This is a genomic window from Streptomyces bottropensis ATCC 25435 (genome assembly GCF_000383595.1).
Lineage (GTDB): Bacteria > Actinomycetota > Actinomycetes > Streptomycetales > Streptomycetaceae > Streptomyces > Streptomyces bottropensis.
Map to the genome: position 1 here is coordinate 5,686,244 of NZ_KB911581.1, position 21,608 is coordinate 5,707,851.

Consider the following 21,608-nt stretch of genomic DNA (forward strand, 5'->3'; position numbering starts at 1 on the left):
GTGTGCGAGAGGTGCCCGGATGTGCGTCGAACGCTTCCGGGGATGAACGATTACAGCCCAACTGCCTTTCATCGAACAGGCGTTGGGCGTTGTCCCGGGGTTGTCCCGGGCGTCCACTCGCTACCCTCGGGGTAGCTGTCGATGATGGGGTGGATTCCGTGGACGAACCGATCCGGCATCCCCTCGCGTACGCGCGCTTCCTACGCGGCTGGTCTCAAAGCAATCTGGTGGCCCGGATGCACAGGGCCGCGCGGATGCGCCCGGAGGGACTGCGGTGCGGCGCGGATAAGGCCGCCGTCAGCCGGTGGGAGCACGGCCGGAAGAAACCCGATGCCGATTCGCAGCTCCTCATCGCTGACGCGTTCGACGTGCCGGTCTCCGACCTTGAGCGCTATCCGTGGCCTCACTGGTTACCCGGCCGCGAGGAGCCGGTGCCACTCGGGCCGGCGTACACCGTCCACGCCCTTCGAGATGCACAGAGAGCTGTGATGGACCGCGAACGCCGAACTTTCCTGACCTACAGTGCGCTCGCTCTGGCGGGGCTCGCCTCGCAGTGGGCCGAACTGGAACCCGACCGCCTCACAGCTGCCGCCGACGGCACTCACGTTGACGAGGAGCTGATGTGCTGGCTCGAGGAGACCGGCACGAAGCTGTCGGCACTGCCGACGGAGAAACGCCAGTACATGATCAAGATGGCCCAGGCGCACCTGGACACGGTCACGGACCTGTTGGAAGGCGGCCGTTTCAGCGAACCAACGGGGCACCGTCTGCATCTGCTGGCATCGTCGCTGGCGAGCACCTGCGGCTGGTACCGGTTCGACCAGGGCCAGCACTACGCGGCCGGGAAGCTGTGGAACGCGGCGCTGTCCAATGCGCACACCGCCCGGGACCGGGATCAAGGCGCGGGGGTCCTGTCGGACTTCGCGTACCAGGCGATCTGGCTTGGGAAGCCGGAGTCGGCCGTCGAGCCGCTGAGCCAGGCCCTCATCCACACCCGGCACCCCACGGCGCGGTCCGCGCTCCATCTGCGCCGGGCCCGCGCACACGCAGCGATGGGAAACGCCGGTGCATGCCACCAGGACTTGAGCGCGGCCGAGGCGGCGCTCCTGACGGATACCCCAGACCCGGCGCCGTCCTGGTGCCGGTGGATGAGCACCGCAGATCTGGCCGTGGACTCCGGTCAGTGCATGCTCGATCTCGGCCGGACGCAAGAGGCACGGGCTCGGATCGAAGAGGGGCTGTCGCTGCTCCCGCGCTCGCGGGACAAGACACGGGGAGTGTTCCGCACGTACGAGGCACGGTCCCTGCTTCAGGCCCGGGAGGTCGAACAGGCCCTCGTGGTCTCCAACGAGTCACTGGACGTGGCACAACGGATCGGTGCTGACCGATGCGTGAAGCTGGTGCTGGACCTGGGACCGGCGTTCCGGCCGTACAAGTCGGTCGACGGGGTGCCGGAGTTCCTGGAACGTCTGCGGTCCTGCTGAGCGCCGTCTCACCCGTCCGCCACTGTTCCGTTTACTGATCTCGGCTCGTTAGGGTGATGTTTGCTGAACCTGCTGATGTGGGTGTGGTGTTGTCGGTAGTCCGTGGGGTGTGAGATACGCGGATGGGGGCGGGCTGACGCCTGCGGCACGGCGGCGCCGGAAAGCGGTGCGGATGCAGGCGGCGGAGCTGTTCGCTCAGCAGGTCAAACCGCCCGAGGTGGCCCGGCAGCTGCGTGTGAGTCTGAAGTCGGCTTATCAGTGGCAGCAGTTGTGGCGGCGAGGCGGTGCCGAGGAGTTGCTTTCGCGAGGACCGGGTGGGGGCCGGTGTCGTCTGTCGCCGCGCTGTCTGGAAAAGCTCGCCAGGTATCTCGAGCAGGGTCCGGCCGCGCATGGCTGGGTGGAGGACCAGGTGTGGACCGCGGCGAGGGTGGCCACGCTGATCGGAAGGAAGTTCCACGTCTCCTACAGCGTCTCCGGGGCGACGAGGCTGATGCACCGGCTCGGCTTCAGCCCGCAGGTCCCTGCGCGGCGGGTCGCCGAGCGCGACGAGCAGGCCGTCACCGCGTGGAAGGAGGTGACCTGGGCGGAGGTAAAAGAGTCCGGGCGGCCTGTGGGGGCTACATCTGCTTCGAGGACGAGGCAGGCTTCACCCGCCGGCCGCCCAGGGGACGCACCTGGGGCCGGCGGGGCCACACCCCGCAGGTGACGGTGAGCGGGCGACGCTCGGGACGCCTGTCGGTGGCCGGGATGATCGCCATACGGCCCGGCTCCCGGACCCGGCTGTGCCATCGCCTGCGCACCCACCGAGCGGGCAAGGGCAAACGTCGCAGCATGGGCGAGCGGGACTTCATCGCGCTGATCGACGGTGTCCACCAGCTCGTCAAGGCGCCCATCGTGCTGGTGTGGGACCGTCTGAACACCCATGTCTCCCGTGCCATGGGCGAGCTGATCGCCGAGCGTGAGTGGCTGACGGTGTTCCTGCTGCCCGCCTACTCACCCGACCTCAACCCGGTCGAGTGGGTATGGGCGCACGTCAAGCGCAGCCTGGCCAACCTCGCCGTCGTCGCCCTTGACCGACTCGAGGCCCTCGTCCGCAATCGGCTCAAGCGCCTTCAGTACCGCTCCGGCATCCTCGACGGCTTCATAGCCGGCACCGGCCTGACCCTCGACGATCCACATTCACCCTGACGAGCCGAAGTCAGTAATGCCGATTGTCAAGCGGCCATGGCTGTGGGAGGCACGGCCTCGTAGGGCCGTCCGTCGCGTAGGAGGGCCCAGAGGACGTTACTGACAGTGAGAATGTGACTGGTGGTTCTGCTGGTGAGCCTGACTCACTTACTGACAGCGAGCAAGCGCAGGGCAGAGCTGGACACGTCTACGCCGGACGGGTAGGCAGGCATACGAAGCCTCTGGTGGAGACGGTTCTCCTGGTCGAATACCAGGGACTTCATCCGTCCGTCAGGCCAACTGCCCATCCAGCAGATGAGATTGGCAACGGCTCACTGTACGGCTGGCCGCTGTCCCGCCCCGGCAGTGAACCTACGTATTCGAATACGTAGTTCTACTGGCGCCTCGGGAAGGCGGCGTTGGGAGACTCGCCCCATGAGCTTCCTGACGGAGCCGTGGTGTCACGCCGGGGAGCTTGCTGTCTCCCTACTGGGCAACCGCCGTCACCTGTCCAACGGGTTGCGAACGCTGTCTGGTCGATAGAGCCCGGCTGAACATTGGAGAGTCCTCCGTTGGTTTCCAAGATTCGTGTCCTTCTGGGCATGCTCGTGCTCCTGGCGCTGGCCCTCGGCGCCATCGCCCTGCTCGCGGCCATGAAAGCCGATGCCACCTGGTTCACGATCGTTCCTCTCGGCATCCTCGTTATCGGCGCGTCCGTCGTCCAGTCGCTCGGATGGTTCAACAAAAAGGGCCGGTGAGCGGAAGTGGGAGACCAATGACGTGCTGGACCTGGCGTTCGAGCTGTAGCTGGGTCCCGAACAGCCCGCGAGCCCCGGACCGTGTGCCAGAGGTCGCGGGCCCAACGACACTCCTGACCAGCGTTTCGGCAGTTCAGCGGACGTGAAGGCGGCCTTCGTCTGATCCTGTGCTCCGTCACAGAGTTACCGGTAGTTCGTTAAATCCGGCCGGTGGTGGGGATTGACGACGGGTCGGGTTGGTCGTAGGCCGGTGGTAGGAGTCAACTGCCTTGGTGGGGGCTGAAGATGACTGCTCGCCGTCCGTGTCCGCCCGCGCCGGGACCGTTGGAGGAGTACGCGGCCCGGTTCGACGACCTCTTCTTCAGCCTGGCCCAGCGGCGGGGTTTTCGTGAGTATCTGACCGGGCTGCTGGCGCCGCGGGAGCGGAACAAGACGATCACCTGCCTGGCCGGGGCGGAGCCGGTGGCCGGTGCGGGGAAGCCGGGGGTGCAGCGGCTGCAGTTCTTCCTGTCCGAGTCGCCCTGGGAGGCCGAGCAGATCAACGACCGGCGGCTTGAACTGCTGCGCGAGGAGCCGGCGACCGCTCCGCACGACGGCGGGGTCATCGTGATCGACGACTCCGGGGACCGCAAGGACGGCACCGCGACCGCGCACGTGGGCCGGCAGTGGCTGGGCCGGTACGGCAAGACCGACAACGGCATCGTCACGGTGACCACGGCGTGGACCGACGGCCGCGTCTACTACCCGCTGCACACGCACCCCTACACCCCCGCCCACCACTTCCCCCTCGGCCGGGCCGATCCCGCCTTCCGCACGAAACCGCAACTGTCCGCTGCCCTCGCGACCCGCGGGAAGGAGGCGGGCTTCGCCTGCCGGGCCGTGGTCGCCGACTGCGCCTACTCCGTCAGCGACACCTGGTGTCTGGCACTGCGCGAGGCCGGCCTGGCCTACGTGGTCGCGCTCAAGCCGCACCGCGGCACCTCGGCCCCGGCCGACCAGCCGCACCCCCCACCGAAGCGGCCCATACCCTGACCTGGCGCGATGCCAAACGTCCCGGCGACTGGACGCCCGTGGAGCGTCACTTCCGCGATGGGCACACCGAGACCTGGTGGGCCGCCGATGCCCGACTGGGCGGCTACGGTCTCGACTCGCCCTGCCGTCTGGTCGTGGCCACCACCGACCCAGCCCGGCTGCCGGAGATGGCCGCCTGGTACCTGGCCACCAACCTGCCCCACCCCGACGCACCCCACGCCGCCACTGGCCCGCACCCGCCGGCCGACCTCGCCGAGATCGTCCGCCTCTACGGCCTCCGGCCCTGGATCGAGCAGAGCTACAAACAGATCAAGGACGAACTCGGCTGGGCCGACTTCCAGGTCCGCTCCGACCGCGCCATCCGCCGCCACCAGACCCTGGTCAACTGCGCCTTCTCCTTCTGCTGGGACCAGTGGTTCGCCCTAACCGGACCCCTGGATGCCACAGCGCCGGACCCCTGCCCCGACGAGGGGCCAGAGAAGGGGGACCGGTCCCGTCCCACCAGCACCAACAGCCCTGCTGGCCCAAGGCATTACGTTCTGTCCGCGCCTGGCTCACCCCTGCCACCACCCTGAACCGATGGTGGCGATCCTGGACGGACAGAGACCCAACCCCCGACCTCCAGGCCCTGATCGACGCGGTCACCACCGGACACGGCATTGACCTCTACCTCCGGATTTAGCGAACTACCGGTAACGATCAACGGCGGCCTCACCTGCCCGGAGCCCACCGGAACCAGTAGGCGACTCCCTCGGCCCGGTAGCGAGCGCGGGCGTCGAACCGCAACTCGCCTATAAACCGCCGCGCATCGTCCGGCGCCTCACGGTGCGGTGCGAGCAGCAAGTCCAGTTCGTCGTAGCGGGGGTTGACTCCACCCTGACCGGGCTGTGTGCCCAATGCGTCGGTTCCTGCTTCGTTTCGCGCGTACCACTTGGCGAAGATCGCCCATTGCTCCCGCTCCAGTGCGAGAACGGCCTCATCCGCAGGCCACACTCGGTACTCGTCACCCGCATCGGAGGGGGCAAAGTCGTGATTGAGAAAGTAGTGCGGGACCCCGCCTACGTCGGCGATCCCCTCCCGAGGGCCGTCATACCATGCCAATTCGACATGGACGCGCTCGAATCCGTCCGCTACCAGCTGCTGTTCATCCCAGATCTCAGCCACGCACGCAGGCTACTGGCAAGTGGCCTCCGCACACATGATCACGATCTACGGCTGTACTGCTACTGCAGTCGCAGTTCGCTCCGTGTCGTGTGGTCAGGGCGAGCACCCGGACTTCGGGGTGGGCGGCGCGGATGGCAGCGGTCGCCGTGGTGCCGTCCGTGCCGGGCATCTGCAGGTCCATCAGCACCACGTCGGGTGCCAGTGAGGCGGTCTGGCGCACTTGCTTCGGGCCCGGTCTCGCATACGACGACGTGGAGCCCGGCGCGCGCAGACCTCCGCGATGTCGCTGCCCATGAGTCCGGCTCCGACGACGCCCACGCAACGGATGTCCCCAGGAGTACTGCGCTTGGGGGTGGCGGGCGAACGGGACGGCGCTGACTCGGTCACGGACGGGAAGGGGTTCGGTTCCAGACGCAGGAAGGCCGCTCGCCGTGTCCGGAACCGGGCACGGGCCGGTCAGCGGTAGGCCGCCTGGCCGGTCAGGGCCTGTCCGATGACCAGGGTGTGGATCTCGCTGGTGCCCTCGTAGGTGAGCACCGATTCCAGGTTGTTGGCATGGCGCAGGGGCGAGTACTCCAGGGAAATGCCGTTGGCGCCCAGGACGGTACGGCATTCGCGGGCGATGGCGAGGGCTTCGCGGACGTTGTTGAGTTTGCCGACGCTGATCTGCTCAGGGCGGATGCGGCCCTGGTCCTTCAGGCGCCCCAAGTGCAGGGCGAGCAGTGCGGCGCCGCCCAGGGAGACGCTCATGTCGGCGAGCTTCTTCTGGGTGAGCTGGAAGCCGCTGATGGGCCTGTGGAACTGCACGCGCGCGTCGGCGTAGTCGAGCGCCGTCTGGAGGGAGTCACGGGCGGCACCCACAGCCCCGAAGAGGATGCCAAAGCGAGCCTCGTTCAAGCAGGACAGTGGTCCGCGCAGGCCCTCAGCGAGCGGCAGCCTGGCCGACTCGGGCAACCGTACGTTGTCGAAATACAGCTCCGAGGTGACCGACGCGCGCAGCGACATCTTGTGCTTGATGTTCTGGGTGGTGAAACCGGGCGTTCCGCGCGGCACGAGGAAGCCGCGGATGCCGTCCTCGGTCTGCGCCCAGACCGTGGCCACGTCCGCAATGCCGCCGTTGGTGATCCACATCTTCGAGCCGTTGAGGACCCAGTCGTCGCCGTCGCGGACGGCCTTGGTCCGCATGTCCGAGGGGTTGCTGCCGAAGTCGGGTTCGGTCAGTCCGAAGCAGCCGATCGCCTCACCGGCGGCGAGCCGGGGCAGCCATTCCTGCTTCTGCTCCTCCGAGCCCCACTTCCAGATGGAGAACATCGACAGCGAGCCCTGGACGGAGACGAAGCTGCGAAAGCCGGAGTCGGCCGCCTCCAGCTCCAGGCAGGCCAGACCGTACGAGACGGCGCTGGTGCCGGCGCAGCCATACCCTTCGAGGTGCATGCCGAGCACGCCCAACTTGCCTAGCTCTGGGGTGAGTTCGCGGGCGAAGTGGGCGTTCTCGAACCACTCCCCGATGTGCGGGCGCACCCGGTCGGCGAGGAACTTGGCGACGGTCGCCTGGATCTCACGCTCTTCGTCCGTGAGGACGGCGGAGAGGTCGATTAGGTCGAGGGGGTCCTTCATCGGCTTGGCGCCGCTCATCGTGTGCTCCTGGGGGGCGGTGGTGGTCGGTCGGGGATGACGGGGAGGCCGGGTCATGACTCCAGCCAGGCGGTGATGTCCTCGGTGTGCTCGCCGAGCCGGGGCGGGCGGCGTTCGTAGCGGGGCGGGGTGTTGGATAGACCAATCGGGTTGGCCACCAGGTCGATCGGCCCGCCGTCCGGTCCGGTCACGGTGGCGCGCGGGCCGAGCCCCAGGCGTTCGGCCAGGTCGAACGCCTGGGCTAGGTCGTTCACGGGGCCGCAGGGCACACCCAGCGGGCTGAGGCGGTCGAACCAGTCGGTCGCGGTCCGCGCCAACAGCGACTGCCCCAGTGCCCGGGCGAGTTCGTCCACGTGTGCCACCCGGTCGGTGTTGGTGGCGAAGCGGGGATCGTCGGCCAGGGCCGGTGTCTGAAGCCCCTGGCACAGCGCGCGGAACTGCCGGTCGTTGCCGACGGCCACGACCATCGGCCGGTCCTTGGTCGGGAAGACCTCGTACGGCGCGATCGAGGGATGGCGGTTGCCCAGGATGCCCGGCACCTGACCGGCCAGGATGTAGCCACCGGACTGGTTGACCAGGCTGGACAGCAGGCAAGACAGGAGATCGACCTCGACGTGCTGTCCTTCCCCGGTGGCCTCGCGGTGGCGTAGGGCCGCCAGGACGCCGATCGTCGCGTGCAGTCCGGTGAGGACGTCCACGAGAGCCACGCCCGTCTTCACCGGCTGCCCGGGGGCCGGCCCGGTGACGCTCATCAGGCCGCCGACCGCCTGGATCAGCAGGTCGTATCCGGGCAGGGCGGCCCCCGCGCCGGTGCCGAAGCCGGTGACCGAGCAGTACACGAGGCCGGGGTTGAGTTCGCGGGCCCGGTCGTGGCCGAGCCCGTACTTGTCCATGGTCCCGGGCCGGAAGTTCTCGAACAGGACGTCGGCACGGCGTATCAACTCGGTCGCCCTGCGCAGGTCCCGCTCGTCGCGCAGGTCGAGCGCGAGGGAGCGCTTGTTGCGGTTCACCGACAGGTAGTACGTGGCTTCGCCCTGGGCGTGGGGCGGACCCCAGCCCCGCGTGTCGTCCCCGGTGACCGGATGTTCGACCTTGATCACATCGGCGCCGAGGTCGGCCAGGAGCATCGTGGCATACGGGGCGGCCAGGACCCGCCCGAAGTCGGCGATCAGCACACCGGACAGAGGCCCGCCGCTTGCCGCGGTCACTGTTCCTTCCGCTCCGACGGGCGTACGTACACCGTCTTGGTCCGGGTGAAGAACTCGCGTGCCGCGCGCCCTTGTTCCTTGGGGCCGTACGCGCTCTGCTTCGCTCCGCCGAAGGGGACGTGTGGATCGGCCCCCGATGTCTCGGAGTTGATGTGGAGTACGCCGACGTCCACCTGTTCCGTGGCGTCGGCCACGGCCCGGAGGTCGTCGGTGAAGACGGCCGCGGACAACCCGAAGTCACTGTCGTTGGCTAGGGAGAATGCCTCTTGGATGTCGCGAGCCCGGCGCACGGAGAGCACGGGGCCGAACAGTTCCTCCCGCCACAACGGGTCCTCTCCCGCCAGTTCGACCACGGTGGGCTGCAGGAAGGCCCCCGCCATACGGTCGTCGTCGTACGGTCGGCCGCCGGTCAGGAGGTCGACTCCCGCGCGGGTGGTCCCGGCGTCCAGGGCCCGCTGAATCTCGTCCCGGGACTTGAGCGAGACCACGGGCCCCATGTCCGTACCCGCCTCCAGCGGATCGCCGACGCGCAGAGCTGAGGCGCGCTTGGTGATCAGGGCCAGGAACTCCTCGGCAACCGGCTCCTCCACGACGAGCCGGGAGGTGGCGGTGCACTTCTGGCCGGTGGAATGGAAGGCTCCGGCGAGTACTTCACCCGCCGCCAGTTCCAGGGCGGCGTCGGCCAGGACGATGGCCGCGTTCTTGCCGCCCATCTCCGTCTGGACGGGGCGGGCCAGTCGGCCGCAGGCCGCGATCAAACTCCGGCCGACGGAGGTCGACCCGGTGAACGTCACCGCGTCCACCCCCGGGTGCTCGACGAGCCGGCCGCCCAGGGCGCCGTCGCCGATCAGCAGCGACAGCACTCCCTCGGGAAGTCCCGCCTGTACCAGGGCTTCGGCCAGCCGTACCGCCAGCAGCGGCACCAGGCCGGCAGGCTTCCACACCACGACGTTGCCGTAGCTCAGGGCGGGGGCGATCTTCCAGGCCGGGATCGCGACGGGGAAGTTGAAGGGGGTGACGACGGCGATGACACCCACCGGGCGGTGGATCACGTAAATCTGCTCGGCCGACCGGGGCGAGGCGAACACCTCGCCGGCCGGGCGCGACGCCTCGCTCACGTAGTAGCGCAGGATCTCCGCGGCGCGCCGCACCTCACCGATGCCCTCGGCCCGGGTCTTGCCCTCCTCCCACGACAGTTCCTCGCCCCACGCCTCGGCGTGCGCGTCGAGGATGTCGGCCGCCCGGTCCAAGACCCGGGCGCGCACGTGGTGGGGGGTCGCCGCCCAGCGGGGGAAGGCGTCCTGTGCGGCATCGACCGCCTGGTCGAGGCCGCGGTCCTGGGCGAGTCGTCCGGCTGCCACCATCTCGTGGAGACGCGCCGGGTTGACGTCGACCAGTTCGTCGCCGTCGCCGGTTCGCCACTCCCCCGCGATCAGGTGGCGCAGGGACCGCGCGGACCGGGACAGCCCGCCCGTCGTCGCGCTGCTGCCCGCATTCTGTGGCATCGGCCTTCCCTTCTCCTACGTCCGTATCCGCCGCGTGGGCGGCTCGGGCCTGTGCGGTCGTCATTCTGGGGACCGGACGGCGGCACCGCACTCGACGAGATGTCCTGTGCCCTGCACCCAGAGCACTCCGTTCCGTCCATGGCTGTGCAACTGCGGCGGTGATTGGCTCGGCGTTCCCCATCCCTGCACATCCCGGAGGACGATTCATGTCCGGTGTTTCCCAGCCGGCCGGCGGTCCCGATCTACCGCAGGTGCGACGCGTCGTGAGCGAGATCCCCGGCCCGCGTTCCCGTGAGCTGCTGGCCCGTCAGCGCGCCCTGGTGCCGGCCGGGGTCGGCGCGACCCTTCCCGTCTTCGTCGAAGCGGCCGGAGGCGGCGTGATCGTCGACGTGGACGGCAACTCATTCATCGACTTCGGCAGCGGCATCGCGGTGACCACGGTCGGCAACTCCGCCCCGGCGGTGGCGGAGCGGGCGGCCGCGCAGCTGCGCCGGTTCACGCACACCTGCTTTCTGGTCAACCCGTACGAGTCGTATCTGGACGTGTGCGAGAAGCTGAACGAGCTGGCGCCCATCCCCGGTGAGAAGCGCACGATCCTGGTGAACTCCGGCGCCGAGGCCGTGGAGAACGCCGTCAAGATCGCCCGCGCCGCCACCGGCCGCCCCGGCATCGTCGTCTTCGACCATGCCTTCCACGGGCGCACGCTGCTCACCATGAGCCTGACCGCCAAGAACAAGCCCTACAAGCAGGGCTTCGGACCGTTCGCCCCCGAGGTCCACCGCGCGCCGATGGCGTACCCGTACCGCTGGCCCACCGGTCCCGTCCGGTGTGCCGAGGAGGCGGCGGATGCGCTCGCGGATCTGCTCGACCGTCAGGTGGGTGCGGAGAACGTGGCCGCCGTCCTGGTCGAGCCCATCCAGGGCGAAGGTGGCTTCGTCGTCCCGGCTCCCGGATTCTTGAGCAGCGTCGCCAATATCTGCCGGACTCGGGGCATCCTGCTGATCGCGGACGAGATCCAGGCCGGCATCGCCCGCACCGGCCGGATGTTCGCCTGCGAGCACGAGGGCATCCAGCCGGATCTGATCACGACCGCCAAGGGACTCGCCGGTGGACTGCCGCTGGGTGCGGTGACCGGCCGCGCCGAGCTGATGGACGTGGTTCCGGCGGGCGGTCTGGGCGGGACCTTCAGCGGCAACCCGGTGGCCTGTGAGGCGGCGCTCGGTGTCTTCGAGGAGATCGAGGCGCATGACCTCCTGGCACGGGCTCGGGAGATCGGCGACACCATGCTGCAACACCTGGGCGAGCTCGCCGACGCGTACCCGGCGATCGGTGACGTCCGGGGCCGGGGTGCCATGATCGCGATCGAGCTGGTGGAGCCGGAACGTGACAGGGTGCCCGCTCCCGACCTCGCCGCCCGTGTGGCCAGGCGCTGCCACGCGGACGGGCTGCTGGTCCTGACGGCGGGCAGCTACGGCAATGTGCTGCGGTTTTTGCCGCCCCTATCGATCTCGGACGCCTTGCTGGAAGAGGGGTTGACCGTCCTGGGAGAGGCCATCGCCAAGGAGCTGGCCTCGACCGCGTGATCCTCGGTCAACCGGTGCGGTCGCTGCCGCCGGGCTCCTGCCAGGCGGACAACGCCAACAGGAGTTCGGCGCGCACGTGCGCCGAGTCGAGGTCCGCGCCGAGCAGGCCGCGCACACGCTCGATGCGGCTGCGCATGGTGTGCCGGTGCACACCGAGAGCCGCCGAGGCGGCCTCCCACTGGCCGTTGTGCTCCAGGAAGGCGCGCAGTGAGTGGATCAGGTCGGTGCCGTGTGCGGTGTCGTGCGCGGCGAGCGGAGCCAGCTGGGTCTCGGCCAGCGTCGCGAGGACATTCCTGGTCTCGGGGGTAGCGGTGAGCATGCGGCCGGCCAGGGACTCGAACGGCACCACGGCCGGGCTGCCTCGGGCCTGGGCCACCGAAGCGGCGTTCAGCGCCTCGATCAGGGCCGCGGGCCCGTCGGTCAGATCGTGGACGGCGCTCAGGCCGGCCCACAGGGGCGACCGCAGCCGCGCACGCGTGCCGTCCATTGCCGTGTGTGCCGTGGCCGCGTGACCGGCAGGCAACAACACCGCCGCGTAGCCGGCGTGCACACGGCCGAACAGGGGCAGACCGCGCTCGGCCAGCTCCTCCCCCACGATCTGCAGGGACTGGCGTGGGCTGCCGCCGCGCAGGGCGAGGACACGGATGCCGTCACGGACGGGAAAGCCCGCCTCGGTCAGATGGTCGCGAGCGAGGGGTGCGGCGACGGTGCCGTCCAGCAGCAACCGCAGGAACAGACCGTTGACGCGGTTCTGCTCGTCGCGCAGCGACAGAGGCTTCTCCGCCTCCAGTGCGACCAACGATGCCGCGTGCCCGAGCAGGAGGTGGTCGACCGGAGTGAGAGCCCGCTCGGCCGCCACGACCAGGCGGCCGTGGACACGCGGTCCCACACGGACCTGCTGCACGGCCGTCACACCGTCCTCGCTACTGCTCACCGCTGCCGTCGTCTGCCCCGCGGTGCCGAGACCTGCGAGCACGGCGGCCTCGGGTGCTGCGACGCCGGGGGGATGGACCGCGCGCACCTTGCTCTCGTGGTCCAGGAAGACGACGGATGTGCGGGTGGAGACGGCCAGTTCGCGCACCACTGCCTGGGCCCCGCCGCGAAGCGCGGCCCGGGTCATCCGCGGCTGGATGCGTGACGCCCGGACGACACCCTCGTACTGCTGGTGAGCCAGGCGTTCCATGACCACCTTGGTGACGGCCACGAACGGCGTGGGCAGCGGGACCTCCAGCAACGGCAGCCCGGCCTCCTCGGCTGCGCCGACGAGTGCCTCGGGCACCTGCTCGTGCGACAGACCGACCCCGAAGCCCAGAGCGGCCACCCCGGCTTTCGTGAGCCGGGTGACGTAGTCCGCGCAGGCTTCCGTGTCCGCCGCCAGGTGGAGCCCGGTGGTGAGCACCAGCTCACCACCGGTCAACCACGGTGCCGGGTCGACGAGTTCGATGCTGTGCGCCCAGACCACGTCCCGGTCCAGGCTGTCGCGTCCCGCCAGCACCCGCAGCCGCAAGTCCTGGCGCCGCGTCAGCCAGGCAAGCGGTACGCCCACGTACCTCACCGTCCATGACATTCAGTAATAGAGGTAAAAAAAGATTGCCTGATTCGGCCGGGTCAGCGCTTCACCGCGAACGTGAAGTCGTAGGCGCTTCCCTTGGCGTCGCGGGCGTGCAGTTGCATCTGTCCGCGTGCCGTGCGCCACTTGCCCGTTCCGCCGGTGATGGCGAGCGTGGAGTCGGCCGTGTCGTAGAACGGGCCCTGAGCGACGATCGATCCGCCGTTCAGCGTCGTCGTCCAGCTGCACTCCCATGCCGTGCCGACCTTGGTCCGCACGCAGGAGCCCTGGGAGTCGCCGGCCCTGTTCCCTGCCGTGTCATAGATGGGGTTTCCGAAGGCCAGCGTGTCCCCGATGCTGTCGCCGCGCGGTCCGAGGTCGACGACCGTGTCGGTGTCGGCGTGCTCGATCACTGTGAAGGTGGTGGCCCTTCCGTGCCGGCTGGAGGACTGTGGTTCAGCCTGTGCCACGGAGAGTCCCAGGGCGGCAAGCACGCAGACAGTGGCGACGAGTACGGCGGCGAGACGGAACTTCTTCATGGTCACCAACCTCCTTCGGCACGGCGGTCGTAGCGCAGTTCGCTGTCGCCCAGGTCGAAGACGAGCAGCTTGGACTCGGTGAAGGTGTCGAGGAACCAGCCGGAGAGTTCGCGGCCGACGCCGCTCTTGCCGGTGCCGCCGAAGGGGGCGAGCTGGTCCCAGTAGTTGCTGGTCTCGTTGATGTTGACCGTGCCGTGCTGCAGGGCCTCCCCCACGCGCCAGGCGGTGGCCAGGTCCCTGGTCCACAGGGACGCGATCAGGCCGAGGTCGGTGGAGTTGGCGATCTCCACGGCCTCCTGTACCGAGGAGACCTTGATAACGGGAGCCACCGGGCCGAAGGTCTCCTCCTGGGCGATGCGCATCTCGGTCGTGACGCCGGTGAGGATCGTGGCCGGGAAGAAGAGCCCCTCCTCCTTGCCGAACTGGACGACATCCGCGCCCTTGCTCCGGGCGTCCTCAACGTGTTCCGCGATGCGCCGCAGCGTGGCCTCGTTGCGTACGGGGCCCATGTCGGTGTCCTCCAGGGCCGGGTCACCGACGCGGAGTTGCGCGGCGCGGGCGGTCAGCTTGGCTACGAACTCGTCGTGAACGTCCTCGTGGACCAGGAGCCGTTCGGCCGAGGTGCAGACCTGGCCCGCGAAGTAGAAGCAGCCATTGATCGCCGCCTCCACCGCGGCGTCGATGTCGGCGTCGGACAGGATGATGAAGGGGCCGTCGCCCCCGAGTTCGAGCAGGTGCGGGCGCAGGGCGGCGGCGCGGGCGATGCGTTCGCCGGTGGCGGTGGAGCCGGTGAAGAACAGGCCGTCGACGTCCGGGTGTTCGACGATGGCCGCCCCGACGTCGCCGAATCCGTGCACCACGTTGATCACGCCGTCGGGCAGGCCGGCCTCGGCGAAGATCTCCGCCACGAGGTTGCAGCTGATCGGGGCGTATTCCGAGGGCTTCCAGACGGCCGTGTTTCCGGCGGCGACGATGTGCGCCAGCGCGATCGAGGAGATGTCGGTGGGGAAGTTGTACGGGGTGATGACGCCGACGACGCCAAGCGGGCGGTAGTTCATGACCAGCCGCTTGTTGTTCGTCCGCTCCTGCGTGGAGGGGAACGACATGCCCCGGTGTCGCAGCACCTCCTCACCGGCCTTCTGCCAGGCGGGGGCCGAATACTCGATGACCTCCTCACGGGCCTCCGCGACGGTCTTGCCTATTTCCAGCGTCAGCACCCGGGCGATGTCCTCGGCGCGCTCGGCGAAGAGCGCGTGGACCTGGCGCAGGATCTTGACCCGTTCGATGAGGGGCGTCGCGGCCCAGTGCGGCTGCGCCCGCCGGGCGGCCTCCACGGCGCGCTCGGCGTCCTGGGCGTCGCAGCGGGCCACCTGCGCGATGAGCTCACCGGACTGCGGGGAGTGCACCGGGAAAGTGCCCGCGCCACCGTCCAGCCATGAACCGTCGACCAGGGCCTGCGTGGGCAGGGATGTGGACATGTTGGTCTCCACCTTCGGAGGTCACCGTCGCGCAGCGCGCGACGGACGGATGGGAAGCGGGGCGCCGACGCGCCTCAGACGGAGGCGGCCGGGGAGGGCGTCTCCTGCGGGGCCGGTACGGCTAGCGCGTCTCCCGCCGGGGCGTCCCCCCGCTCGTGCGGCTTGGCGATGGCCATGTACACGGCGCCCGCGCCCACCACGACCGCGCCGCTGACCAGCACGATGTAGTTGTCGTACCAGGGTGTTCCGGGCGTGCGCGGCCAGCTCATGTTGACGATCCCGACGGCGCCGTAGACCAGGGCACCGATCGTGACCGGAAGCCCCCACCGCTCCAGCCGGTACTCGCCGGACGGCCTCCAACCCCTCAGCCGCGCCCGCAGGGACGCGAGGACGACCATCTGGAAGGCCAGGTAGATGCCGAGCGTGGAGAAGGAGATGATCTTCACTAGTGCGTCGGCGGAGTACGTGGAGGCCACGATGATCAGAGCGGGGACGACCGCCGCGAGCAGCAGGGCGTACGGAGGCACCCGCAGCCGCTCAGAGAAGGCCGACAGCACGCGGCTGCCGACGATCATCCGGTCGCGGGCGAAGGAGTAGGTGAGCCGGCTGGCTGCGGCCTGCAGACTCATCGCACAGGAGATGAAGGACAGCAGGACGACGACCAGGACGGCGCGGGCGCCGCCGCTGCCGAAGGCGTCGGTGAGCACGGTGGTCACCGGGTCGGCGTCCTTGCCCGATATCACGGCGCCGAAGTCGCTGACGGCGAGGATGAGGGCGAGGCACACCGCGGTCGCGGCAGCCCCGCCGATGTAGATGGTGCGCCGCATCGAGACCGGGATGCGCCGTCCGGGGTTGGGCACCTCCTCGGCCACGTCTCCGCACGCCTCGAAGCCGTAATACTGGAAGACGCCGATGAGCGAGGCGACCGCGAAGGCGTAGAAGTACGAGTGGCTGCCCTGGGAGCCAAAGCCGTCGAACAGCACGCCGAGACCGTGGTGGCGGTTGGCGATCAGCAGCCAGGCGCCTACCACGACGGCTCCGAGAATCTCGGCCACGAACCCGAACACGGCGACAGTGGAGAGCACCTTCGTGCCGCCAAAGTTGATGATCGTCGCAAACAAGAGCAGTCCCAGCGCGCAGAGGATCGTCGTGGTGGTGCTGGAGGCGAAGCCGAACACCGCGGCCACGTACGGTCCGGCGCCGTAGGCGACCGCCGAGATGGTGGACAGCAGCGCGAGGAGGTAGATCCAGCCGGTCATCCACCCCCACTTGCGACCCCACAGGCGCCGGGCCCACGGGTACACCCCGCCGGCCACCGGGAACTGGGCGACGACCTCGCTGAAGACCAGGGCCACCAGCAACTGGCCGACACCCGCGATCACGAAGGCCCAGATCATCGGCGGACCGCCGGCCATCAGGGAGGCGGCGAACAGGGTGTATACGCCGACCACCGGCGAGAGGTAGGTGAACCCCAGCGAGAAGTTCGCCCACAGGCTCATGTCCCGCTTGAACTCGGACTCGTACCCGAGAGCGGCAAGTCGCCGGGCGTCGGCGTCACCTTCGGCCGGGGACGGCGGGGACTGCGTGACTTCGTTCATCGACGGGCTCCTTGAGAAAACACGCTGTGAGCGGGAGGGCGGCGGGGCCGGGGCCGTGGGGGAAGCCGACGAGGACCGGCCGGTGTCCGGCGGGCCGAGTGCGCAAAACCTACTACATTGAAGTTCATAGGACAACGGTTTGACTGATAGCGTGGGAACGATCTCTCATGACGATCTGCGACTGAGGAGGGGCCGTGGCTGCAGTGGACGGCCGCTCGCCGGTGATGAGCGCCGCCTTCGCGCCTCTGAGCGACTCGGGCCGGGCGGACATGGTGGTCCGCCGGATTGCCGAAGCGGTCACAATCGGGCTGATGGCGGATGGGGAGCAGCTCCCCAGCGAAAGCGACCTCGCCTGTCAGCTCGGTGTCGCCAACGGCACGGTCCGTGAGGCACTGGCCATCCTGCGCGAGCAGGGACTCGTGGAGACGCGGCGCGGACGCAACGGCGGAAGCTTCGTGCGGAACCCGGAGGAGGGCCTGACCAGGATCCATCAGGCACGTCTCAAGCAACTCGGCATCTCGGAGCTGCGCGATCTCGGCGACGAGCAGTTCGCCGTCTCGGGCACTGCGGCCCGCTTCGCCGCCGAACGAGCCCCCTCGGACCTGGCAAAGAGCCTGGACCGCCTGGTCACGGCGCTGCGCAAGGCCGAGTCCCCCGCCGAACGGCGCAAGGCCGACGCCCGCTTCCACATAGAGGTGGCCGTCGCAGCGCAGTCCGTCCGGCTGACACGCCTGGAGGTCCGGCTACAGGCGGAGCTCGGGCCGCTGTTGTGGCTGCCGGGAGGCGACGGGCCCGACGCGTCGGCCTTCGCCGACCAGCATCACGAGATCCTGGTGGCCGTCATGGCCGGAGACGCGGCCGAGGCACGTCGCCTCGCCGAGGCACACACGATTGCCGGCACTCGCCATCTCGTACGTACGCACCTACGGTTGACCGACGCCTGACCCGGTGGCGCACGCCACGCCACCCTCCTTGACGGAGCACAGTGATGACCAGCACCCCAGCCACCGGCATCGTCCAGTGCAGCGCATCCATCCGGGACGCGGTGGAATCCGTCTTCTCGGCGCTGGCCGTCCTCGAGGCCGCAGCGCGAGAGCGCTTGAGCGCTGCCGGCCGGAAGATCAGGCATCCCGGGACGAGCGACCTCGCCGCCCTGCGACCGACCATCCAGACCCTGCTCCGCGAGCAGGGCGAGCGGTTCAACGGCACGGGCGTGGTCATGGCACCCGACGCGCTCACCGACGCTACCTTCCACCTCGAGTGGTGGCAGCGAACCGGAGACCAGGACGCCCGGCCGCTGCGGCTGAACCTGGACCCGCGAAGCGAGAGTTTCTACGACTACACGCTCAAGCCGTGGTTCGTGATTCCCCGCAACGAGGGCCACGGCACGGTCATGGGGCCGTACGTCGACCTGCACTGCGCCGGCCTGTACATCCTCACCTTCACCCGGCCGTTGACGGTTCACGGGGAGTTCGTCGGCGTCGTCGGGGCCGACGTCCCGGTGGCGGCCTTCGAGCAGATCGTCATCCGCTCCCTCAAGCACCTGGGCGGCGAAGCCGTGGTGATCACCAGCGAGGGCCGGGTCCTGGCCGCGAACACACCCACCTGGGCCGTGGGAGAGATCGCTCGCGACCTGCTCGGTCATGAGGCCGCAGCGGAGCGCGCAGCGGTGCCGGCCCCGGAGGTCGACTGGAGCGTGGTCCGCGTGGAGTCCTCGGCCGTCGGCTGAGTGAGCACACCGGACACCGCAGGTAGTTGGCCCCTCCAACAAACACCGCCGGTAAGGTCGTCGATGTGACAGGGGAAGAGGCGACATCAGGAAAGTCGGAAGCAGCGTCCGGGATGCGGCAGCGCCGGAAGCACCCCGACGATCCCGGTCGTCAGCGGGATCCAGTGGGCACCCGGCGTGCCATTCTGGCCGCGGCCGGTGCGGAGTTCGGCGCCCACGGTTTCGACGGGGCCCGTCGTCCGTATCGCGGAGGCGGCCGGTGTCAGCCATCACCTGATCACCTACTACTTCGGGGGCAAACGCGGGCTGTGCGAGGCGCTGAGCGAGCAGTGGCTCGAGGAGTCCATCCGCATCAGCCAGACCCACACCTTCGCGGAGGCCACGCGGCGTGCTCCATGGGCTGGCCTGACGGGGCGGCAGCACAAAGGGGAACTGAAACCGTCCCATTCTTGCCCGCTCCGACCCGGCAGCCCTCTACGATCCGGTCCATGCTGGATCCCGAGCTGCTGGAACACATCACCGCGCGGCGCGCGGAACTGGATGAACGCGAAGAACAGCTGGCCAGGCAGCTGGCGGAGGTGCGGGCCGAGTGAGACGAACTTGCTGTCGCGAACGGGTCCTTGAGCGAGTAAGCGAAGAGATCGCTGATGAGCGCGTCTCAGCCTCGCCGGTGCCCGCGCAGGTGGATGGGCGGGCGGTCATGCTGATCCCACACCGCACCTCCGATGTGGAGGAGAACGTGCTTCCGCCGGCCAAAGGGATAGGGGCCCCAGAGAAGCTGCTCCCCGCATGCGCGGAGATGGCCTTGGGTACGCCAGGCGGATCGTCCTCGAGGAGACCTGCTCCCCGCACACGCGGGGATGGTCCCAAGCAGGTCCGCGACTGGGCTCATGCGGTGTCCGGGCCTCCTCTGGAGGCCAGCACCACACATTGCGCCGAAGGGACGTGACGTCAGGTGCAGGTCAGGTAGTCGTAGCCGGCAATCCGCGCGTTGCCGTCGCCGTCCTCGAAGTGATACCTGCCGTCACTGTCGCGGGTGAGGGCGAGGTTGTCCCAAATGCCTCTGTACGTGTCAACGGCAGTGTCGCCGGGGTCGTAGTGATCCTCTAGATTCGTGCCGGCTTCTGCCCAGGTGTCTTTGCCGACCGAGCCGTCAGCTTCGAGGTGGTACCTGGCCTGCCAGTCCTTGGTCGCGGCCTTGGTGTTCGCTCCGAAGTGGCCGTCGATGTCCGCAGCGTCGAACGGGGTACCGTTGGTTTCGGTGGCGAGGTCGGCCCAGAGGATTTTCTGCCACAGGCAGGTGGCATTGGATGACGCGTTTGTGCTGGTCGACAGGATGCCTTCGTCGTCCCAGTCGCCGACCCAGTTGCCGGCGCCGTAGATGTAGGCGCGACCACTGTAGGTACCGCTCGCGGAAGCCGGCGAGGTGCTCAGTGTGAGTGTGGCGACGGTCAGCACGCCGACTATGCCTGCGGCCAGCTGGTTTCGTTTCGTACGTGCACTCATGAGTGTCCCTTTTCGGTCGTTGCGGATGACCGTGCGGTCGCAGGGAGTCGCCGCAGGACGGGACGCCCCCGCTCCTGGTCTGCCAGCCTCGCTCCGGTGACGGGCTGGAGCGGCTGTGCCTTGACGGTAGGGGCGGTGCCACGGCCGACGCTTCCGGCGGTGGGTGTACACCCCGCTTCACCCACCGCGGCAGCCGCGATATCGCACAAGTCCCGTTGTAATGAAAGGGATTGACGCGCCATCTGGGGTGCGGGGTCAGTCTGTGGTGATGTGCCTGAGCAGTCAAGGCCTGCGGAGCCGGTCGATTGGCCAATGATTGGGCACCCCTTCCGTATATGCGGCCGTGTCAGCAGGCTCCCGACGTAGTAGGGGCGGACGAGCCCGCGTTCGACGGCCCTGACGAGGTGGTGGGTGTGGGCGTCGAGGACGTCGTGGCCAGGAGTTCCTTGATCTGGTCGGCTCCCTGCCCGGTGAGGAGATCGGCGACGGGGGTGTCGTCGCCGGTGGTGGCCGACGGAGATGGGGCGGGACGCTCAGTCCCCTCGAACTCTCCCTTTCCGAGCGTGTCTTCGTCGAAGGGCAAGGTGGATCCGGAACCGAGGCCGACCCAGCCGGCGGCGTCGGGCTCATCGCCCTCGGAGCACCTGGCGGGCTCCCAGCGCAGGGCGATCACATAGCTGTGGCCGGGTTCGATCCGGGGCCGCTCGTGCAGCGCGTACTCGGACGGTTGGCGACTTCGCCGTCGAAAACCCAGCCGGTGGACTGTCGCGTATAGGTCTGCGGTGCCGGATGCTCGGCACCTTCGCGTGACCACAGCACCTGGTCCACGCGCATCTCGACCGAGCGGCCGATAAGGCCCTCGCCTCGGTCGATCTCGCTCTGCGTGGGAGGAACCTCCTTCTCCGACACTGCGGTGGCCACGACGACATGGTCCGCGTTGGACACCCAGTCTGCCGCCGTGGAACTGCGATAGCGGTCCTTGGGTTGTCCCCGGATGCGCCGGTCACGAACCAGCCGCCGACACACAGTAGCGACGCCCCGACGGCGCCCGCCAGGATCATGGTTGGCTTCCGCATCATGTATCCCCCTCAGTGAACCTCTTTCATCCTGGGCTGTCGGGTGAACCAGGCTGGTCAGGGGCGGTGACGTGGCGAAGCCCCTCGTCGTTGGTGTGGTGATCTCACTCAACACGCCGACGGCCGGGGGGCTTCGTTGGTTCCGTATCCTTCCACGCTCGATGTCCGGCACGAGCTGGTCGAGCATGTCTCATGGCTCATCTACGCCCGAAGGTGTGAACGCCGCACTCGCTGGCGCAAGTTGAGCTGCTTCCGTCAGGCACAACTCGCCCTTGCCCACCTGCGCAAGAACGAGACGCTCGCCCAGCTCAGCGCCGGGTTCGGCGTCTCCGAAGCGACAGCCTGGCGGTACGTGGACGAGACGGTCGACGTCCTCGCCGCCTGGGCACCCGGCCTGCGCGAGGCCCTGACCGGCCGAGGCGAGGACGACTTCGTGACCCTGGACGGCACTCTGATCCCCACCGACCGGGTCGCGGCGGACGAGCCGTACTACTCCAAGAAGCACAAGAAGCACGGCATCAACGTGCAGGTCGTCGCCGCACCCAACGGCACACCCCTGTGGTTCTCGCGGGCCTCCAAGATCATGGAGTTTTCGAC

20 protein-coding genes and 2 pseudogenes are annotated in these 21,608 nt (G+C 68.8%); 10 read left to right on the forward strand and 12 right to left on the reverse strand.

Annotation, left to right across the window (positions count from 1 at the left end):
• Window positions 1–158 precede the first annotated feature (158 nt).
• The 5 genes from STRBO_RS0125445 to STRBO_RS45045 all read left to right on the forward strand — a co-directional run bounded on the left by STRBO_RS0125445 (window position 159) and on the right by STRBO_RS45045 (window position 5,016).
• Complete coding sequence (locus STRBO_RS0125445) at window positions 159–1,484, forward strand: helix-turn-helix transcriptional regulator (RefSeq protein ID WP_005477435.1); 1,326 nt, start codon at window positions 159–161, stop codon at window positions 1,482–1,484.
• A 109-nt stretch (window positions 1,485–1,593) separates the two neighbouring features.
• A protein-coding gene (locus STRBO_RS46045) for an IS630 family transposase (protein ID WP_425336026.1) occupies window positions 1,594–2,672 on the forward strand; the annotation gives its coding sequence in 2 pieces (ribosomal slippage) (window positions 1,594–2,095 and window positions 2,095–2,672; 1,080 coding nt in all).
• A 581-nt stretch (window positions 2,673–3,253) separates the two neighbouring features.
• Complete coding sequence (locus tag STRBO_RS0125460) at window positions 3,254–3,409, forward strand: hypothetical protein (RefSeq protein WP_005477440.1); 156 nt, start codon at window positions 3,254–3,256, stop codon at window positions 3,407–3,409.
• Between the two features lie 285 nt (window positions 3,410–3,694).
• The gene (locus STRBO_RS45040; RefSeq protein ID WP_078595576.1) at window positions 3,695–4,441 is read left to right on the forward strand and encodes an IS701 family transposase; all 747 of its coding nucleotides are present in this window, start codon (window positions 3,695–3,697) and stop codon (window positions 4,439–4,441) included.
• 38 nt (window positions 4,442–4,479) lie between these two features.
• Window positions 4,480–5,016 (forward strand): hypothetical protein, encoded by a 537-nt coding sequence (locus tag STRBO_RS45045; RefSeq protein ID WP_028796844.1) that lies wholly within the window; start codon window positions 4,480–4,482, stop codon window positions 5,014–5,016.
• Window positions 5,017–5,152: 136 nt separating this feature from the next.
• On the opposite strand, the gene STRBO_RS40975 is transcribed toward STRBO_RS45045, so the two are convergent.
• The 6 genes from STRBO_RS40975 to STRBO_RS0125490 all read right to left on the reverse strand — a co-directional run bounded on the left by STRBO_RS40975 (window position 5,153) and on the right by STRBO_RS0125490 (window position 9,953).
• Window positions 5,153–5,605 (reverse strand): hypothetical protein, encoded by a 453-nt coding sequence (locus STRBO_RS40975; protein WP_020115045.1) that lies wholly within the window; start codon window positions 5,603–5,605, stop codon window positions 5,153–5,155.
• Window positions 5,598–5,786: a response regulator gene (locus tag STRBO_RS46050; RefSeq protein WP_425336043.1), complete on the reverse strand. Its 189-nt coding sequence runs from the start codon at window positions 5,784–5,786 to the stop codon at window positions 5,598–5,600. The genes STRBO_RS40975 and STRBO_RS46050 overlap by 8 nt, the downstream gene beginning before the upstream one ends.
• Window positions 5,786–5,899 (reverse strand): hypothetical protein, encoded by a 114-nt coding sequence (locus STRBO_RS46055; RefSeq protein WP_425336044.1) that lies wholly within the window; start codon window positions 5,897–5,899, stop codon window positions 5,786–5,788. Before STRBO_RS46055 ends, STRBO_RS46050 begins: the two co-directional genes overlap by 1 nt.
• Before the next feature lie 162 nt (window positions 5,900–6,061).
• Window positions 6,062–7,240: an acyl-CoA dehydrogenase family protein gene (locus tag STRBO_RS0125480; protein ID WP_020115046.1), complete on the reverse strand. Its 1,179-nt coding sequence runs from the start codon at window positions 7,238–7,240 to the stop codon at window positions 6,062–6,064.
• A gap of 53 nt (window positions 7,241–7,293) precedes the next feature.
• Window positions 7,294–8,448 (reverse strand): CaiB/BaiF CoA transferase family protein, encoded by a 1,155-nt coding sequence (locus STRBO_RS0125485; protein WP_020115047.1) that lies wholly within the window; start codon window positions 8,446–8,448, stop codon window positions 7,294–7,296.
• Window positions 8,445–9,953 carry an aldehyde dehydrogenase family protein gene (locus STRBO_RS0125490; RefSeq protein WP_005477448.1) on the reverse strand — a complete coding sequence of 503 codons (1,509 nt, stop codon included), beginning with the start codon at window positions 9,951–9,953 and terminating at the stop codon, window positions 8,445–8,447. The genes STRBO_RS0125485 and STRBO_RS0125490 overlap by 4 nt, the downstream gene beginning before the upstream one ends.
• 206 nt (window positions 9,954–10,159) lie before the next feature.
• On the opposite strand from STRBO_RS0125490, the gene gabT reads away from it, so the two are divergent.
• The gene (gene gabT, locus STRBO_RS0125495; protein ID WP_028796846.1) at window positions 10,160–11,536 is read left to right on the forward strand and encodes a 4-aminobutyrate--2-oxoglutarate transaminase; all 1,377 of its coding nucleotides are present in this window, start codon (window positions 10,160–10,162) and stop codon (window positions 11,534–11,536) included.
• Between the two features lie 7 nt (window positions 11,537–11,543).
• Here the strand turns inward: gabT and STRBO_RS0125500 are convergent, their stop codons facing one another.
• The 4 genes from STRBO_RS0125500 to STRBO_RS0125515 form a co-directional block, all read right to left on the reverse strand.
• Window positions 11,544–13,082, reverse strand: coding sequence for a PucR family transcriptional regulator (locus STRBO_RS0125500; RefSeq protein ID WP_020115048.1), 1,539 nt, complete (start codon window positions 13,080–13,082; stop codon window positions 11,544–11,546).
• Between the two features lie 62 nt (window positions 13,083–13,144).
• On the reverse strand, window positions 13,145–13,624 hold the full coding sequence (locus STRBO_RS0125505) for a dirigent protein (RefSeq protein WP_202499063.1): 480 nt from the start codon (window positions 13,622–13,624) through the stop codon (window positions 13,145–13,147).
• 2 nt (window positions 13,625–13,626) lie between these two features.
• Window positions 13,627–15,102, reverse strand: coding sequence for an aldehyde dehydrogenase family protein (locus STRBO_RS0125510; protein WP_020115049.1), 1,476 nt, complete (start codon window positions 15,100–15,102; stop codon window positions 13,627–13,629).
• A gap of 74 nt (window positions 15,103–15,176) precedes the next feature.
• Entirely contained in the window at window positions 15,177–16,700 is a 1,524-nt protein-coding gene (locus tag STRBO_RS0125515) for an APC family permease (protein WP_005477457.1), read from the reverse strand.
• Window positions 16,701–16,894: 194 nt separating this feature from the next.
• Between STRBO_RS0125515 and STRBO_RS0125520 the strand changes: the two genes are divergently transcribed.
• The 3 genes and pseudogenes from STRBO_RS0125520 to STRBO_RS45055 all read left to right on the forward strand — a co-directional run.
• Entirely contained in the window at window positions 16,895–17,644 is a 750-nt protein-coding gene (locus tag STRBO_RS0125520) for a FadR/GntR family transcriptional regulator (protein WP_245170621.1), read from the forward strand.
• A gap of 44 nt (window positions 17,645–17,688) precedes the next feature.
• The gene (locus STRBO_RS0125525; RefSeq protein WP_020115050.1) at window positions 17,689–18,429 is read left to right on the forward strand and encodes a cache domain-containing protein; all 741 of its coding nucleotides are present in this window, start codon (window positions 17,689–17,691) and stop codon (window positions 18,427–18,429) included.
• 198 nt (window positions 18,430–18,627) lie between these two features.
• Window positions 18,628–18,714: pseudogene (locus STRBO_RS45055) on the forward strand (hypothetical protein); the annotation flags it as partial.
• Window positions 18,715–19,380: 666 nt separating this feature from the next.
• Here the strand turns inward: STRBO_RS45055 and STRBO_RS0125535 are convergent.
• Both STRBO_RS0125535 and STRBO_RS44210 read right to left on the reverse strand, forming a co-directional pair.
• A complete protein-coding gene (locus STRBO_RS0125535) occupies window positions 19,381–19,935 on the reverse strand; it encodes a peptidoglycan-binding domain-containing protein (protein WP_202499065.1) in 555 nt (184 codons plus the stop codon).
• 669 nt (window positions 19,936–20,604) lie between these two features.
• Complete coding sequence (locus STRBO_RS44210) at window positions 20,605–20,856, reverse strand: hypothetical protein (RefSeq protein ID WP_158690960.1); 252 nt, start codon at window positions 20,854–20,856, stop codon at window positions 20,605–20,607.
• Window positions 20,857–21,106: 250 nt separating this feature from the next.
• Between STRBO_RS44210 and STRBO_RS42205 the strand changes: the two are divergent.
• Window positions 21,107–21,588 (forward strand): annotated as a pseudogene (locus tag STRBO_RS42205) (helix-turn-helix domain-containing protein); the annotation flags it as partial.
• Window positions 21,589–21,608 lie beyond the last annotated feature (20 nt).

Coding starts and splice junctions, on each gene's coding strand:
- STRBO_RS0125490 (WP_005477448.1), bottom strand. CDS start 9,953: ATGCCACAGAATGCGGGCAGCAGCGCGACGACGGGCGGGCTGTCCCGG.
- STRBO_RS46050 (WP_425336043.1), bottom strand. CDS start 5,786: ATGGACCTGCAGATGCCCGGCACGGACGGCACCACGGCGACCGCTGCC.
- STRBO_RS0125515 (WP_005477457.1), bottom strand. CDS start 16,700: ATGAACGAAGTCACGCAGTCCCCGCCGTCCCCGGCCGAAGGTGACGCC.
- STRBO_RS46055 (WP_425336044.1), bottom strand. CDS start 5,899: ATGGGCAGCGACATCGCGGAGGTCTGCGCGCGCCGGGCTCCACGTCGT.
- STRBO_RS0125535 (WP_202499065.1), bottom strand. CDS start 19,935: ATGAGTGCACGTACGAAACGAAACCAGCTGGCCGCAGGCATAGTCGGC.
- STRBO_RS0125480 (WP_020115046.1), bottom strand. CDS start 7,240: ATGAGCGGCGCCAAGCCGATGAAGGACCCCCTCGACCTAATCGACCTC.
- STRBO_RS0125460 (WP_005477440.1), top strand. CDS start 3,254: ATGCTCGTGCTCCTGGCGCTGGCCCTCGGCGCCATCGCCCTGCTCGCG.
- gabT (WP_028796846.1), top strand. CDS start 10,160: ATGTCCGGTGTTTCCCAGCCGGCCGGCGGTCCCGATCTACCGCAGGTG.
- STRBO_RS0125505 (WP_202499063.1), bottom strand. CDS start 13,624: ATGAAGAAGTTCCGTCTCGCCGCCGTACTCGTCGCCACTGTCTGCGTG.
- STRBO_RS0125525 (WP_020115050.1), top strand. CDS start 17,689: ATGACCAGCACCCCAGCCACCGGCATCGTCCAGTGCAGCGCATCCATC.
- STRBO_RS45040 (WP_078595576.1), top strand. CDS start 3,695: ATGACTGCTCGCCGTCCGTGTCCGCCCGCGCCGGGACCGTTGGAGGAG.
- STRBO_RS0125510 (WP_020115049.1), bottom strand. CDS start 15,102: ATGTCCACATCCCTGCCCACGCAGGCCCTGGTCGACGGTTCATGGCTG.